The sequence below is a fragment of the Tenacibaculum sp. Bg11-29 genome (genome assembly GCF_002836595.1).
Classification (GTDB): Bacteria; Bacteroidota; Bacteroidia; order Flavobacteriales; family Flavobacteriaceae; genus Polaribacter.
The window spans coordinates 4,519,727-4,536,370 of sequence record NZ_PJBB01000003.1 but is presented as its reverse complement, the minus strand read 5'-3'; the positions used below and the strand labels follow the sequence as shown (position 1 = coordinate 4,536,370).

Annotated in this window: 15 protein-coding genes; 11 read left to right on the top strand and 4 right to left on the bottom strand. The window is 28.5% G+C overall.

The genetic code is table 11. The features are described from left to right. From CXF68_RS20430 to CXF68_RS20420, 3 genes are all read left to right on the top strand, one after another. On the top strand, positions 1-880 hold an 880-nt coding region (locus CXF68_RS20430; protein ID WP_198553870.1), incomplete at its 5' end, for a gliding motility-associated C-terminal domain-containing protein. 9 nt (positions 881-889) lie between these two features. Beyond that, positions 890-1,804, top strand: a complete 915-nt coding sequence (locus CXF68_RS20425) for a type IX secretion system membrane protein PorP/SprF (protein ID WP_101047264.1) — start codon at positions 890-892, stop codon at positions 1,802-1,804. A 19-nt stretch (positions 1,805-1,823) separates the two neighbouring features. After that, on the top strand, positions 1,824-3,761 hold the full coding sequence (locus CXF68_RS20420) for an OmpA family protein (protein WP_101047262.1): 1,938 nt from the start codon (positions 1,824-1,826) through the stop codon (positions 3,759-3,761). A gap of 663 nt (positions 3,762-4,424) precedes the next feature. Here the strand turns inward: CXF68_RS20420 and CXF68_RS20415 are convergent. Together CXF68_RS20415 and CXF68_RS20410 are read right to left on the bottom strand one after the other, a co-directional pair. Further along, the gene (locus tag CXF68_RS20415; RefSeq protein ID WP_101047260.1) at positions 4,425-4,970 is read right to left on the bottom strand and encodes a cupin domain-containing protein; all 546 of its coding nucleotides are present in this window, start codon (positions 4,968-4,970) and stop codon (positions 4,425-4,427) included. A 51-nt stretch (positions 4,971-5,021) separates the two neighbouring features. Then, a complete protein-coding gene (locus CXF68_RS20410; RefSeq protein ID WP_101047258.1) occupies positions 5,022-7,208 on the bottom strand; it encodes an ankyrin repeat domain-containing protein in 2,187 nt (728 codons plus the stop codon). Between the two features lie 289 nt (positions 7,209-7,497). Between CXF68_RS20410 and CXF68_RS20405 the strand changes: the two genes are divergently transcribed. Continuing rightward, the gene (locus tag CXF68_RS20405; RefSeq protein ID WP_101047256.1) at positions 7,498-7,839 is read left to right on the top strand and encodes a hypothetical protein; all 342 of its coding nucleotides are present in this window, start codon (positions 7,498-7,500) and stop codon (positions 7,837-7,839) included. Between the two features lie 381 nt (positions 7,840-8,220). Here CXF68_RS20405 and CXF68_RS20400 read toward each other — a convergent pair whose 3' ends face one another. Further along, entirely contained in the window at positions 8,221-8,733 is a 513-nt protein-coding gene (locus tag CXF68_RS20400) for a hypothetical protein (protein ID WP_101047254.1), read from the bottom strand. A 125-nt stretch (positions 8,734-8,858) separates the two neighbouring features. Continuing rightward, positions 8,859-9,299 carry a GtrA family protein gene (locus CXF68_RS21250; RefSeq protein ID WP_369800555.1) on the bottom strand — a complete coding sequence of 147 codons (441 nt, stop codon included), beginning with the start codon at positions 9,297-9,299 and terminating at the stop codon, positions 8,859-8,861. A gap of 892 nt (positions 9,300-10,191) precedes the next feature. Here CXF68_RS21250 and CXF68_RS20390 point away from each other — a divergent pair. From CXF68_RS20390 to CXF68_RS20360, 7 genes are all read left to right on the top strand, one after another. Then, positions 10,192-10,767 carry a hypothetical protein gene (locus tag CXF68_RS20390; protein ID WP_101047250.1) on the top strand — a complete coding sequence of 192 codons (576 nt, stop codon included), beginning with the start codon at positions 10,192-10,194 and terminating at the stop codon, positions 10,765-10,767. 125 nt (positions 10,768-10,892) lie between these two features. After that, positions 10,893-11,426 carry a hypothetical protein gene (locus CXF68_RS20385; RefSeq protein ID WP_101047248.1) on the top strand — a complete coding sequence of 178 codons (534 nt, stop codon included), beginning with the start codon at positions 10,893-10,895 and terminating at the stop codon, positions 11,424-11,426. A 139-nt stretch (positions 11,427-11,565) separates the two neighbouring features. Continuing rightward, positions 11,566-12,534: a hypothetical protein gene (locus CXF68_RS20380; RefSeq protein WP_157822029.1), complete on the top strand. Its 969-nt coding sequence runs from the start codon at positions 11,566-11,568 to the stop codon at positions 12,532-12,534. Between the two features lie 348 nt (positions 12,535-12,882). Then, positions 12,883-13,425, top strand: a complete 543-nt coding sequence (locus CXF68_RS20375) for a DUF6090 family protein (RefSeq protein ID WP_101047244.1) — start codon at positions 12,883-12,885, stop codon at positions 13,423-13,425. 540 nt (positions 13,426-13,965) lie between these two features. Beyond that, positions 13,966-14,862 carry a hypothetical protein gene (locus CXF68_RS20370; protein ID WP_101047242.1) on the top strand — a complete coding sequence of 299 codons (897 nt, stop codon included), beginning with the start codon at positions 13,966-13,968 and terminating at the stop codon, positions 14,860-14,862. Positions 14,863-15,081: 219 nt separating this feature from the next. After that, positions 15,082-15,732 carry a hypothetical protein gene (locus CXF68_RS20365; RefSeq protein WP_101047240.1) on the top strand — a complete coding sequence of 217 codons (651 nt, stop codon included), beginning with the start codon at positions 15,082-15,084 and terminating at the stop codon, positions 15,730-15,732. 202 nt (positions 15,733-15,934) lie between these two features. Beyond that, positions 15,935-16,516 (top strand): YgcG family protein, encoded by a 582-nt coding sequence (locus CXF68_RS20360; RefSeq protein ID WP_101047238.1) that lies wholly within the window; start codon positions 15,935-15,937, stop codon positions 16,514-16,516. Positions 16,517-16,644 lie beyond the last annotated feature (128 nt).

Sequence of the window (16,644 nt, the reverse complement as noted above, 5' to 3'; positions counted from 1 at the left end):
TAATCCAGATTTACCAGGAGGTTTAGATACTGATGGCGATGGATCGATTGATGACAATACAGATAGTGATGGCGATGGAATTGCGGATTCAGTAGATGGCTTAGATGGTTTTGGGGATTCAGAGCAAATAGATACTGATGGAGATGGAATCCCAGATATTTATGATTTAGATGATGATAACGATGGTATATTAGATACAGATGAAGGAGATGGTGGAGTTGATACCGATGAAGATGGTATACCTGATAGTTTAGATTCTGATAGTGATAATGATGGAGTGCCAGATGTGATAGAAGGAAATGATGAAAATGGAGATGGTATTCCTGATAGTTCTCCATCTGGATTAGATACTGACAATGATGGATTAGATGATGCCTTTGATTCTGATAATGGAGGAACTTCTGTAAGTATTCCTGATACAGATGAAGACGGTATTCCAGACTTTCAAGATACTGACGATGATAATGACGGTATTGATACTATAAATGAAGGACCAGGTGATGGTGATCCAACAACAAATGATGCATTAGATACTAACGATAATGGTATTCCAGATTATTTAGATATAGATCAAAATTTATGTGGCACTCCTTATAATATTATGACACCAGATGATGACGGAGAGAATGATACGTTCTTTATTTCATGCATTGACAGGCCAGAATACAGCAAGAATACTGTAGAAGTGTTTAATAGATGGGGTAATACAGTTTATAAAGCTTCAGGATACAATAACGAAAGTGTTGCTTTTAGAGGACTTTCAAATGGTAGAGCAACAATTAGTGTTGATGAAAAACTGCCACCAGGAACATATTATTATGTTATAGATTTAGGAGATGGTTCAAAGCCAAAGGTAGGTTGGTTATATATTAATAGATAAGAAAGAGATATGAAAATTAGATATACAATAGTATTAATTCTATGTATTATTAGCGGAATTAATGCGCAGCAAGACCCACAGTATACACAATATATGTTTAATACAATGAGTGTAAACCCTGCTTATGCAGGATCAAATGGACATAGTATTATAAATTTATTAGGAAGAACCCAATGGGTTGGAGTAGATGGAGCACCAAATACCCAAACATTAAGTTACGACACTCCGTTAGGTTATAGCGGAGTCGGGTTAGGAGTAAATTTAACCAATGATAGAATTGGACCTGCAAGTGAAATATTTTTAGATATTAATGGATCATATACAATACGTACTAGTGATGAAGGTAATTTAGCCTTTGGTTTAAAATTAGGAGGTCGTCATTTGAATGTAGATTGGAGTAAAGGACGTGTTCGTAATAGGGAGGATAAAAAGTTGGAAGGTAACATAAATAAATTTTTACCAACGATAGGAGCAGGGATGTATTATTATACTAATAAATGGTATTTAGGTGCTGCTATACCTAATTTAATTAGTACTGATCATTATGAGGATTCTAATAATGGAGGAGATGTAGCTCAAGAACGTTTACATTTATTTTTAATAGGAGGTTATGTTTTTGATTTAAATGAAAGTATAAAGTTTAAGCCAGCCGTTTTAGTCAAGGTTGTAAATGGAGCGCCTTTATCTATAGATGTTTCTGCAAATTTTTTGTTTAATGAGAAGTTTACAGCAGGTCTTGCTTGGAGGTGGGATGATTCTATTAGTGCTTTACTAGGTTTTCAAGCAACTAAAAACTTAAACATAGGCTTCGCTTATGATCTAACTACATCTAATTATAGTAATTATAATTCAGGAACTTATGAGTTGATGCTTCGTTATGAGATGTTTAAAGAACAAACAATGAAGTCACCAAGATTTTTTTAACGAAAAAACAAGAATAAAGATGAGAAAAAACATATACATACTACTCTTGCTAATAACCACTATTAGTTTTGGGCAACGAAAATATGCTGCAGATAGATATTTCAAAGAATTTGCTTATAAAAAAGCAGCAGAACTTTATCAGTCAATTCATAAAAAAGGGGATGACTCTTATTTGGTTTTAAGTAGATTAGCCGATGCTCATTATTTTAATTTTGAATTTGTAAAAGCAGCAGGGAATTATGAAAAATTAATGAACTTATATGAAGGAATTGCTTCTCCAAAACATTTGTTTAGATATGCACAAGTTTTAAAAACTAACGGTAAGATTATTGAATCAGACAAATGGTTATTAAAATTGAGTGGTAAAAACGGTAGTGACAGTAGGGCAAAAGCTTTAGAGAAAAATAAAAATTATTTTTCAGAATATTCAAGTAGAGAAAAAACATATATTAATATTCATAATTTATCTAGTAACACATCTTATTCAGATTTTGGTGGATTTATTTATGATAATAACTTGTATTTTGCTTCAACAAACCCTAAAACAAAAAAAGATAACAAATTATATAAATGGAATAAGCAGCCATATCTAAACATATACAAAGCACAACAAAAAAACATTAAGACTAAAAAGATATTAGATGTTGAGGAGTCAACAATTGTAAGTGATTTAAGTTCAAAATATCATGAATCTAATATTGTAATTGCTAAAAATGGAAAGAAAGCTTATTTTACAAGAGATAATTTTGATGGAAAGAAGCTAAAAGGAGATGAAAATGAAGTAGCGCATCTTAAAGTTTATAGTGCGGATAGGATAGGAGATTTTTGGGGAAATGTTAAAGAGTTATCTTTTAATAGTAATGCCTTTTCTTGTGGTCACCCAGCTTTAAGTACAGATGAAAAAAGTTTATATTTTGTATCTGATATGCCAAATGGTTTTGGTGGAACGGATATTTATAAAGTAGCTATTTTAGATAATGACACGTTTAGTAGACCAGAGAATCTTGGAGAAAAAATTAATACAGAAGGAAGAGAAATGTTTCCTTTTGTAGGTAATGACAATGTATTGTATTTTGCTTCAGATGGTCATTTAGGATTAGGAGCTTTAGATATATTTGAATCTAAGCTTAAAAATGGAAATTATTCAGATCCTGTAAATTTAGGAAGTCCTGTAAACGGAGCTTTTGATGATTTTGCTTTTGTTATAGATAATAACCATGAATACGGATTCTTTTCATCTAATAGAAAGGGTGGTGTAGGAGATGATGATATTTATAGTTTTAATATTTACAACTGTAAAGAAGATATTAAAGGTGTTATAACAGATTCTAATACAGGTGAACCGATTAAGAATGCTATTGTGCAATTAATGAATGAAGAAGGAGAGCCTATTTCTGAGCAAAAAACAGGAAGATCAGGTACGTATTTGTTTGAAAAAATGGATTGTGAGAAAAATTTTATTGTAATAGCTTCAAAAGAGAATTATAGGAATAAGAAAAAGGATACACAGACACTTGATGTAAATAAAAAGGCTGTAACTGAGGATTTGAATTTAGAATCTTTAATAGTCGCAGATCAAATAATAATAAACCCTATTTATTTCAATTTCAACTTATCTAGTATTAGAGAAGATGCTGAGTATGAATTAGAGCATGTTGTATCTGTAATGAAGAGTAACTCTAATATGATTATTAAAATAGAGTCACATACAGATAGTAGAGGAACCAAAGATTATAATAAACGTTTATCAACTAATAGAGCAATATCAACGAGAGATTATATTATTTCTAGAGGTATTTCATCAGATAGGATAGAAAGTGCTTTAGGTTTTGGAGAGAGTCAACTCTTAAATAATTGTGATGATGCTAGTAAATGTTCAGAAGAAGAACATCAAAAAAATAGACGTTCTTATTTTTATATTGTAAACGATACTGTTAATATAAAAGCAAGTAATTAGATAGTAGTTTTTCAAATGAAAAGACTCAAGATATTTTTTATTTTGAGTCTTTTTTTTGTTTAATTATTAAGAAGGTTAATGTGTTTTTTTATTACCTGTTCGAATCGAGAACTATTAGCTTGTTAAAATAGGTTTTGATTGCGTCTAACCAAACATTTCCTAGGTATTTCAATTAAAATATAAGTAACTATTTACTAATCTCTTTATTTATTTTGCTTAACCCTTGTTTCATTTTTGTTTCAAGGTCGGTATTTTGGATGCTTTATAAGACCAATTTTAAAGTGTTTAATCGCATTGTTATAATCTTTATGTTTTAAATAAAACTGCCCGAAACGGTTTTGTTAATAAGCTGAAGTATAGCTATTTGGTAAGTACACCTGTATTTCTTTATTTTGATTCAAAATTTTTGAAGAAATAGAGTAGTTCGTTTTAATAGTGATTGGAGTTCCTTTTTTTTTGAGAAAAAATTGAATATGCCATTAAAAAAACAACATATAAAAAATACTATTTTCATTTTTACTTTAAGTCCTAAAGTATAAATTAACAGGCTGATTTTTAGTTAACGTAATTTTTTTGCTATTGTATTCTTTTTGGAATTAAAAACTAATTGATTTCTATAGTTTAGAGTTAATGAATATCTTGTAAGAAGACTTGTGTTAATAATTATTTTTTTACAAATGAGACTCCATATTTATTAGCAATGGAATCAATTTTGTGCTTAGTAAGTCTATTTGCTTCAGATTCTTTTGATATTTCACTGAAAAAGTTTTCAAAACCACCAGGAGTAATTGTATTCATTGTAAGACCTACAATACTGTCGGTATTTACAAAACGATGTGGTATACCTCTAGGTAATTTAATAAAATCACCTTGTTTGGCTTTAATTTTTTTATTACCAAAATGAAATACATAATTACCTTTTAAAATATAAAAAAGTTCATCTTCATGTTTATGAACATGAAGTGGTGGGCCTTGATTTGGAGGTGTTTCAGAAATAATTACGGAGTACTTATTGTTTGTTTGCGTACTTAAAATTTTCCCAACAATTTTTACACCCAAAACATTCCATTTTTTACCTTCATCAGATTTTACATGTAATAAGTTTTTTGAGGTTTCGTTGTTTTTTTGTGAATTTTCTTTGCAACCATAACTAAATATACTTAAGGTTATTAGTATTAATATTTTTAAATTTCGGAGGACGATTTGCATAATTGTATTTAGTGTTTTTGTATTATTTTATTGTTTTTGTTTTAAATAAATTTAACCTACTTTATAAATAAGAATAGGATCTTCATCATGTGCTCTACCAAAAATTAGTAGAGAGGTTGTGTTTTTAAGTATACTAAATTTTTTAGCTTCTTCAAGTTTATTAAAAATAGCATGAAGTTGCATGAAAGCATGGTTTCTATAATAGTTTTGTATTTCCTTACTTTGGTTAGGAAATTTGTTCGTTAAATTGTCTATGCCATCAAAATAGTAGTTGAGGCTCAGCGTTTTTTCTTCCAGAGTATTTACAGGTTGGGTTAAGTTATATGTTTTGTCTCCGTCATTAGATTTTGAGTATTTCTCATATCCATAAAACGTAGCTTCTCCGTCAAAAGGATCTGTGATATTTCCTTGATATTCTAAAACAATTACTTGTGGTGCAGTAAGATTATCAAACATGAATGAAAGAGCCCAATTAGCGATGTTTTTTTCCATTTCAGTATACAGTGTATCTGAGAGTTGTTTTGATGAAATGTTGTCAATTTCAGAAAGATGCATTAGTAATTCGGAATTTTCAACAGATATTTTTGATTTAGTTATAGCTTGTAATTCTTTTAGTTGCTTAAAAGTTGGATTGTCAAAATTGGTGAAGTAAGTATCAATTCCATTTTGTTTACTGGTGTATTCTGTACCTAGTTTTTCTTTTAATAATTCTTGAATTTCAGGGTTTTCAGCGATGCCTAATACACTCTTTATTTTATGAACTTTTTCTAGATCATATATAGTGAGTAGATATTCAATGATTTTTTTTTGTTCACTTCTAAGACCATAATGAAAAGCCGTTTTACCTTCTGTATCGGTAGCGTATAAATCTATTTTGTATTTTAAAAAGGCTTCAAATAATTGTTTGTTTCCCCAAAGAATAGAATCCATTAAATATGTTGATTGTTCAGAGCCGTTTAATTCAATAGGGTCAAAGCCTAATTTAGCAAGTAAGTGGATCATTTCGGCTGATTGTGCTTGTGAAAACACCTCTTTTTCGGTTTTTAAAAGAGTTGACCCTTTTTTTAAAAATAATTCAACGAGCTCTTTAAAATTGTTTTGAATGCCTGAATAAAAAGGTTCGGAATTATTTACGTCAGCTCCTTTAGATATTAAGTATTCTGCTGTCGAAAGTCCTGGTATGGGATTGTTACTTTCTTTTTTGTACTTACAGCGATATGCTTCTGAACAACTTTTTAATGCAGGAGGGGTATTTATATTGGTACCTTTTTCTACTAACAATTTAACGATATTTATATGATCTTTTTCTATTGCGTTACAAAGTGCATCTTCATAACCATTTACCGCACCATTAGTAATTAAAAAATTTAGATCTTCAATATCTCCACCTAAAGCAGCTTCTTCAATTAAATAACCATATTGAAACTTTCTGTTTACATCTACACCCCAATTAAATAGAAGAGTCATCATGTTTCTCCTATTTGTATCGTTTGATATGTTTTGAGCTAATACAATGGCTGGTTTAGATGTCCAGTCTTTAGGATTGTAATAATTTACATCAGCTCCTTCTGATAAAATATTTTCGACAATTTTCTGATTAAAAGGTTCTTTTCCGTATTTTAATTTTTCGACAAAAGAAATTAGTTCTTTTGTTTTACTTAGTTCTTCAAGAGATAAATTGTCTGATTTTAAATACTCTTGAGTCGGAACTGTTTTAACGCAAGCGAGTTTCTTTTCTATTAGAAATGAATTTAGCTTATCGCTTATAATAATGAGTTTTGGGTTTTCGGCTATTCTAAATATATGTAGGTTATTGGTTTTATAGGTATCAATTTTAAATCGCTCTGGACCTGCTATTGGAGGATTTTTTATATTATATTCTTTTATGCGCTGTAGTGGACCTAAAATATTAAGCATGTAATGATCATAGTCTATAATTTCATTATTCTCTTCAATCAAATCTACACGTTGACACTGTATATTATCGATTCCAAATTCATTTAAATAGTTAATAAAATCTTTGTGAAAGAAAGGGAATTTACTAAGAGGTATGTCTCCCCAATGATCACCATTGGTACATTTTCTAGTGATTTGGATATTTTTATCTTTTGTTATAGCTATTTGTTTACCTGATATCCAATCATTCAGTATAATGTGTTCAGGAATATTGCTTAGAGTAAGTAAATCTTTAACGGTGTTATCTGCATATAATACCCAGTACTTATTTGTGTTTTCCATTTTTACTTAGAATGATTTTTTATCGAATTAAAAATAGTGAATAAATTTAAGAGGAGGGGGTAAATGTAAAATTTTTGAATTCTACTTTGAATCTATATTATTCTTAGTGGTTTGTATAGTTTGAGATAAAGGCACTATTATGAGTAAGCTACTGTTTGTTAATATAATTTTTTACATTTCATAGACATATTAAATATTGGACTGGCTATGTATTAGAAGAAATATTAAATATCTTATTATGAAAAATATTTTATACCATTTGTAGTATTGCTAATGATCATTGTAGCTAGTGGATATAATAAAAAAATCAAATTTTCAAAAAAGAGGAAATACCCTTTTACTTGAAAACAAACAAAACCAAATAATTAACTTATTTGTAATATATGAGGATTGTAGTGTGTTTTTTAGTGGTATTGTTAATAATTTGAAAGTAGTTGCATCTTTAAGAGAAAATTTAGGGAACCCTTTAGGAAATGTGAATATTTCATTTAAAATAGACCCTAATACATTAAATGTATTTGCGGGAGAGGAGTTAACAGGAAAAATTAAAACACCAGGTTTATTTATAGGAACTGATGATGAAAAAAATACATTAAGGTCAATTAATTTTATACAATTGGTATTAAATTAATGGTAAACTATCAATAAAGGGAATTGAAAAATAAGTTACGTTTTTTGCAATAGGAAATAAAAAGAGTCAATGTCAAGTCCACATGTTTTACAGGGGCAAATGAATTTGCTAGACTGAGAAATTGATTATGATAAAATTATTAATAGTATCCCTAGAAAATGGATGTATATTAATATGAAAATAGATTTGTCTTATATTTAATTTTTTAGAGATAAGTAAATAGTTACTTATGTTTTAATTGAAATACCTTTAAAGTATTTGGTAGAGGGCAGTCGAAACCTATTTTTAGCAAGTTAATACTTTTTGAAACTTCGTTTGCTACTTTCAATAAAATAGTCATTTGATTTCAGTAATACTAGAATAGACAGTAAAATTATATTATTAATCACTGATTTTTTTGAACTTCAACCACATTTTATCTGTGTGTAATAATTTGAAATAGTTATCGTTTATTCTTATAATTTTAAATTCAACTTTATTCTGTTTTTTATTAATAACAATTATATTTTCTTTCAAATTATTATCTAATTTGAAAAAAGTCATTTTATTTAAGTTTTTATCAAAAATGGAATTGTGTGATACTTCCATAATTTTGTCATCATTAATTTTACAAAAATTATTGAATTTTTCAGTTATTTCTTCTTGATTATTTTTATTACTACTTAAATTTTTTGAAAGATATTTCTCAAAGTGTTCACAATCTATTTCTATACCATCAACAAAAAGGTGTACTAATTTCCAATTTCCTTGTATTGATTTTAGTAAGTTATAATTTTTTACAAAGCCTTGCTCTTGTTTATTATCAATTTCTTGACAGAAAGTATTAAGTATGATTATGTTGAAAAAAGTAAAAATAATTATTTTTTTAAATTCCATTTTTTTGATTTTTTTCATTGTATATTTTTTTCTTTTATAAATGCTAAATTTTATATTTAGCGGACTTTATTGATGTACAGAGAGTTTTCGGTTTAGCGCAAGTGCTCTATGCTTTTTATAGAGTGTTGTAATACGTTTTCCTGTCATTTGATAATTATTTTATTCGTTTGTGATTCAATCTTAAAGCTAAATTTGTTTTGCATTATATAACTAAATAAGACAGTTGTGATAATTGTTAAAAGTTGAGATGGTGTTGGATAAAAAAGGAATATATCGACAAGCAACTTCATTGAAAGGTAGCTAATTAACAAGGCTATTATTCCAGTAGTTAAATATCTTAAAAACTGCGTTTTCATTGATGATTTTGATTCAGGAAATACTATAAACCTGTTTAATAAGAATCCGATAAAAAAAGTTACAGGAAATACAAAAAACAAAGAAGCAATGTGTGGACTCAAAACGAGAATAAATAAATCTAAATTTTCTTTATCGAAAATGAAATGAAAACAGATAAAATATAAAGTAGTATCTAAAACTAAATTGCTTCCGCCACAAACTGCATATCTATATGTTTTGAGAGGAATGATTCTTTTGAAAATAAAATAGCAAGAATCTATTATTTTGAGCAGTTTTTTTTCATAATTTACTTCCTCGAATCGTGTCTTTTAAATCTATTACAGCAAATATATATAGTTAATGGTGAAAATAATTATACTTTTTAGACAAAGTAGGTAAGATTTTCTTTCGTATAGCCTGTAAGGGGTTTTACTTATTTATTAAAATAGAGTATTTGTAAAGCTTGTAATTAAACTCTTTTGTTACTCGTGTAGGTTTATTTTGTATGTGAAACTTACCTCTTATATTCTTTGGGTAGTTTGTAGGACGTGTGATTTGTTTTTTTCGCTATAAAAAGGAGATTTTTATAATGAAAAAAAACCACATAAATTAATATGTGGTTTTTAATTGTGACCTCGGCTGGATTATTTCACTACTCATAACTTGTTGTTTTTTAGGTATTTGCGTTTGGTGTAGGGACGTGGTTGGGACGTTTGTGAAAAATAGCTTCTTTAATGCTACTTACCCTATTCTTACTTTTATTATCTACTCTATTATATATAATTTTTGTACTCTTTGTACTCAATAAGTAATAAGAGTAATACAAGTACTATAAATAAAGAGAAAACCACGAGTACAAAAACGAGTACAAAAAAGAGTACACTTTTTTTGAGTACTATTTTGATTTTACATATTAGCAATATATATGTATGTTACAAATATAGCTTATAAAAATGTATTTGTAAAACAGTAGTTATTAGCACTACTAAAAAGCAAAAAAGTTCATTGACATAATTGTGGTAAGTAAAAAAAGATGTAATTTTAAGCACCTTTAGTACGCATATACCTCCATTTGGTTTGTATATAAGTACTAAAGGTGCTTATATAAACAAGTTACCAGCAATTAGAGTAAGACAATAAATGAACAGACACCAATATAAAAGCTTGATAATTGAAGTACTTGATGAACCGACTTACACATTTGGTTCGGCAGACAATAATTTCATATACTCAAAGCATAACTTTGGTGAAGGAGCAACAGAATATCCGACATCGAAACATGGGATAAAAATTTATCGAGACGACCAAATTATTAACAGCTGTATTGTTATCGGTTCGGGCGGTGCGACAGGTATTCATCAAAATTCATCGCTTGTCGACAATGACCAATTATTAATTTGTTGTTGCGACACAATATTCAGCTATACACTACCAGATCTTGAATTAAAATGGAAAACTCAAGCTGACCAGGCGACTTGCTTTCAAATTTTCAAGCAGCAGGACGATTATATTATACATGGTGAGCTTCAAGTAACAAAACTTGACAAAGACGGAAATAAAAAATGGGAATTTGGTGGTGCCGACATTTTTGTATCAATAGACAATGAAGAGGAATTCAAAATTGATAGTGAAGGGATTTTATTAACGGACTTTGCTAAGACAAAATATAAGATAGATTTTGACGGAAAACTGATTTGGGACACCTTAAAAAAATAAAAAAGCAGGTAACAAAACCTATACGCAATGCCCTTCGGGACACTGCGCATAGCCAAAACGTTGTGTGTAATTTACAAATAATACTCTGCTTCGGATTTGAGAATACACTTTAAAATAAAAAAATTATGGCTATCTATTTCGATATAATAATAAGTCTTGAGGATTTTTTTGCTAAGTTAATTGATTTGAAAATTAACGAAAATATTGAAATCTATGTTGAATATTTTAATTCCGAAAAGAAGACTTATTATAAAAAAATTGACGTTAAAAACTATAACCCTACGGATTTTAACCATACCGATTATAAAGGATTTTTTATGATTTCTAAAAATATTAAACTTACAGATTTAAAAAGTCCGTATGATGACTTAATATTCCCATATGCGATTGAATTTAAAGGAGGAAGAGAAACAGAGTCAGAAATAGAGAAAATAAAATGTCGACAAATTTCTAAAACCCCAAATAAAGCTATAGATAAGGAATATCAGAAATTGCAACGTCATTTAAAAAAAATGCCAAATATTGAAAAAGGAGTAAATTGGGGAAAACATTTTTATAAAAACATTTATTATGATACAAGATTGAATAAAACCATTTGGGGAGATTTCAACAGAAAAGAAAATCCAATTGAAATAAAAACTACACACAACACCGTATAAAAATAATTGCGGTTTAGTGCTTAATCAAAGGTAGTTGTGTGTTTGTAACGTCTGATTTTCCTTCGGAAAATCCTCGCATACAAACCCGCAACTATTCTTATACAACAACGTTATCTTCAATTACAAACCTTGAACATAAATGAAAAAAATAATACTAGGAATAATAGTCAGTTTGATTTTCTCTTGCAAATCAAAAGGAATGAGTCAAAATAAAGTTACACATATAACTCCCTCAAGTATAATTGATAGCTTATTTATATCAATAAAAGATAATAATTATGAAAAGTTTAGTAGACAGTTTTTTTCTGTTGAAAACAGTATAAAAAGCAGAGGCAAATTATTTCAGTCATTTACTAAAGGTTACCAAGATACTTTAAAAACTGAATATAAAGAACATATAAAAAAGACAATATCTGAAAGCTACAAATCCTTAAAAGACACAATAAATAAGTATAAATTAGATTTAAAAGATCAACTTTTTAATGAATTTCGCTTTTTCACGGTCAATGATAAGAATGATTCAATTTATTTTATAAAATCAGATAGAAATATTTTCACCTTTTTAAAAGACTCAACAATAATCGACATTTATGTAGATGACCTTTATTATTTCAATAATAAGTGGAAGTCTGAATATAAAATACGCTTAACAACGGCAAAATTAAATAAAGAACATTATAACCTTAAACATAAACCCTTTTTAATCAATACAACCCCTGAAGATTTTCTTGATTATTCTAAAAGAATATTCTTTTTAATAAAACATAAAAAAATAGCAGAACTCGAAAAAGAATTCCCAACTCCAAATCAATTAAAAAGTTTTAGAAACTTTTCAGAGAGTAGTTTTAAAATAGCACTTGAGAGTTTAAATGATAGTAAAAAAAGATTAAAAAAAGAATTTTGGAAATACAATGAAATAATTGATTTCATACCAGAAAAAACTTACATTTCTTGGTTTAAGAGGAAACATCAATTAGAACCTAAACTATTTATAATATTAAAGGTTAAAACTGACGAGGGAATTAAAAAGCTAATAATGAGATGTATCGTAACAAAACGAAAAATATTTTTAATTGATATTGAGACGGAATTAACTTTAATGAAGTAAAGAAGATAACAATGGCTATAATTAATACGGGTTTTGGTGCATAACACAAAGTTTTGTACTTTAAACTAAGTTCGCCAAATCTTTTTGATTTTGCTTTAGAACAAAAAAGATAAAACAAAATAAAAAATTTTGGCTAAGTGCCAGTACGAAAGTTCAGTTATCTGAATTTCCGTACTAACCATAGGGTTTCACTCTATGAAACGACATCAATTATATTGTATCTAGCCTAAACTCTAAATCCCTAATATTTATAACCCTTTATTTATATAAATTGATTACTTTCAATCTAAAGAACAAACATACGAGCCTAGACGTTGGCAACAAACTCAAAAAATACATATAGATTGAATGAGAAAATATATCAAAGCATTCTTTAAAGAAATAGTTCCAATAATAATTGGTATTCTAATAGCTCTTTACATAAACAATTGGAATGAAAATAAAAAAGACGAAAAGTATATTAATCAAATACTTTCTTCAATGGATAAGGAATTGAAAGAAAGCAATGACGATATCAAAAAAAAAATACCTCAACAACAAACACTTATCGATACATTAAATTTTTACAAAAAGAATGATTCAATTTCTCTTTTCGATGTAATGATGAAAGTCAATGGAATTCAGATACCTAAAATTAGAATTAGTTCTTGGAAAGCTATTTCTAACTCAAAAATTGAATTGCTTGAGTACGATAGAGTTTCCGCATTGGCAAATATTGAAGAGCAGAAAGAGCTATTGTTATCAAAAACTCAATATTTAATGAATTTCCTTTACCCAAATATAAAAGATACCAGCATCGACAAAAAAGAACTTATTATGTTAATGATGCAGGATATTATAGTTTCGGAAAGAGATTTACAAAAGGAAATCGAGGGAATTATTCAAAATTAATTGAATGCTTATTTAAAAAATAATTATTGAATTTCATAAATCAAGTAAAAGCAGAACGCAAAAGTCAGTTGCCAACAAAACCTATAAACAATAAGAGCTTTGGGCTTAATCGCAGGGTTTGCGTATTTTTATGAAGTCCGAAAAATCTTTGAGATTTTGCTTTAAACAAAAAAAATAAAAAAAGATTTTGCTATGTGCATGGCGGAAAGCAAATGCTAGTTTTCTCCCGTACTGTTCATAGCTAAACCGTTAGAAATAGCAAAAAGAATATTACTTACCACAGAACAACACTCACAAGGTGTTGTTTTTTTATGTCTAAAATTTAAGTAACAAATATTAAAATAACAGTAGTTATTAGCACTACAAAAAAGCAAAAAAGTTCATTGACATAATTGTGGTAAGTAAAAAAAGATGTAATTTTAAGCACCTTTAGTACGCATATACCTCCATTTGGTTTGTCTATAAGTACTAAAGGTGCTTATATAAACAAGTTGTGCGTAATTTAAGAGAACTCGAAATAAAACGAAGGTTATAATCAAAATGAATAGTATTCACGAATTTGAAACAATTGAGGAATTAAAAGAGTTTTTAGAATCGGATTCTTCTGACGAATTAAGAACCAACTTACTGAAAGAGTTTGACGGGCTTGTGAATTACAAAAACATCAAGGAGTGGAATAAACTTGTTCGTATTTGCGAATCTTTGTCAATAATTGGTTGGGGAAAAAGAGAAGCTTTTGAAGCGACTGCTGATAAATGGATTAATGGTTCATATTACACAGAAATAAGGAATAAGCTCTTTGAGCAAAAATTAGAATGGAGCAAAGGTTGGAGTAAACAAAAGAATACGTTTGTAATTTATGAAAATGAATCAGATAAAACGAATTATGAAATTTCAATATTTGCCTCACAGAGAAACAAATTACCTAAAAGTCCGATACGTTGGTCAAGGTCTGGGAATTATCAAAAATCTTTACAGCCATTAATTGATAGTTTAGAAGTATTAAGAAACAAAGTTATTAGAGAAACAAGACCAGAGCTTTATGGAAATTCTTTTTCATATATCGGGTTGAATCTTTATTTCAGCAATCACGACAGTGGAGATTTAACGGTGCGGAGTGAATATTTTCATAAAGAAGAAGATATACCAACCAATTTAAAAGGTAAAAAAAATGAAGGCGATATGCCTGCTTATTATATTCGCCCAAAATTTAAAATTGGTAGATTATCAACAAAAAAGGACGAATTAAAACTTGTAGTTACTCGTCATTTTACAAGGGAATTTGGTGAGTTTGATTTGATTAAGCAAAAGGAAATTTTAAAAATTGATTTTATTGAAATTATCGATACACTTTCTGATAAATTAAAGAAAAAAAAAGTTGATTACAATACAGAACTTTTAAAACTAGATACAATTAAAATATTTTCGAAATGGTAAAAAAACTACGCACAACAATGTATAAAAATAATAAGGGTTAAGTGGCAAACCCAAAGTTGGTACATATAAACAAAGCTCGCCAAATTTACAATTTGACGGTTAAAAGAAAAATAATGGTAAAATTGTAAATTTGGCTAAGTGCTAAACCGAAAAGTAAGTGCATTTTTAACCCCTTACTATTCTTATACAAACCGTTAGCCACAAGTTGAATAAACTGCAATGAAAGAAACATTCATCGGACATAAATTTAAACTACTGAATTCTGAAGAAACAGGAATTACTCTTGAACTGAATAGTTGGAGTTCTAAAAATATGGTGGAAAAATATTCCGTGAGTTTTGATAAGGAGAACTTAATTGAACGAATAACTAAAGACAAAATTTCTTTTGGAGAAAAAGTCTCAAAAACTGATTTTTTCAAACGGTTAATAAGAGATATACAATCCTCAGGAGAAAAAACAAGAGAATTTGCATCTGCAATTCTTTGTGACTTTCTTGAATTTGATATCGCAGACTTTGACTTAAACGTGTTAAAAATCGGAATTGAAAAAGTAATTGAGCAAATAATAGTCGAAAAGAACATAAATGCAGAACATAAACTTGTAGAAGGATTATTCGAATTTGTTTGGTATAAAAGAATATCAAAGAAAGCTGAAATTGAGTTATTAGAAAGATTAACTGAAATTGACAAATACTATGTCTGGAGTTATTTAGGAGATGAAATAAAGGAGGATCTTGAAAGCTATAATTCTGAAAAATTAAGTCAATACTATTCCAATAATATAGAAAAATGGAAAGAGAAAGACATTCAAATGTATGGAAAGGAGAAGATGGAAAAATATTACGCTAAATTAAATAAAACCAGTGGCTAACAATGGCTATAATTAATACGGGTTTTGGTGCTTAATCCAAAGTCACTGTATTTTTATAAAGTCCGCCAAATCTTTTGATTTGGGTTTAAAATGAAAAGATAAAACAAAATAAAAAGTTTTGGCTAAGTGCTTAATCCGAAAATTAATTACTTTTAATTCCCGTACTAACCATAGCCTAACCATTGTACACAATACAAAAAAAATGAAGAAAGCATTAATAATTATAGGTTCAATCGGAATTTTATTAATTTTTATTTTATATGCTTTTCCGAAAATAATTGGAATTCCAATTGCTTATTATAATTCAAACCAAGCTTTGAATGAAAACGGAAAACCTGCAACTGAATTGACAGTTGGAATTGACTCAATAACGAATTTTCCGAAACCAATTGGATATGTTAATGATTTTGAAAATATTTTCACAAATGACGAAAGAATTAAATTAGACAAAACAATTGGAGCTTATCAAATTGAATCCACAAATGAAATTGCTATAGTTACAATCTCGTCAATTGAACCTTATGAAAATATAAAGAAATACGCGACTGAATTATCAAACGAATGGGGAATTGGAAAAGCCGAAAAAAATAATGGACTCTTAATACTATTTAGTCAATCGTTAGGAAAAATTCAAATTTCAACAGGAACAGGGACTGAAAAAATATTAACTGATGAAATTTGCAAAAAAGTAATTGATCAAATTATAATTCCTGAATTCAAAAAAGGAGACTTTCATAGCGGAATTAAAAAAGGATTAGAAGAACTAATTATTAAATGGAAATAAAGTACTGTGTACAACACGGTATAAACTTTATTGCTGGTTTTGGCTCACTTTGGAAATTCCTTCGGAATTTCGCCGTTCGTGTTTTATTTAGTGAATTCACTACTTAAACCACGCAACAAAGCTTATAC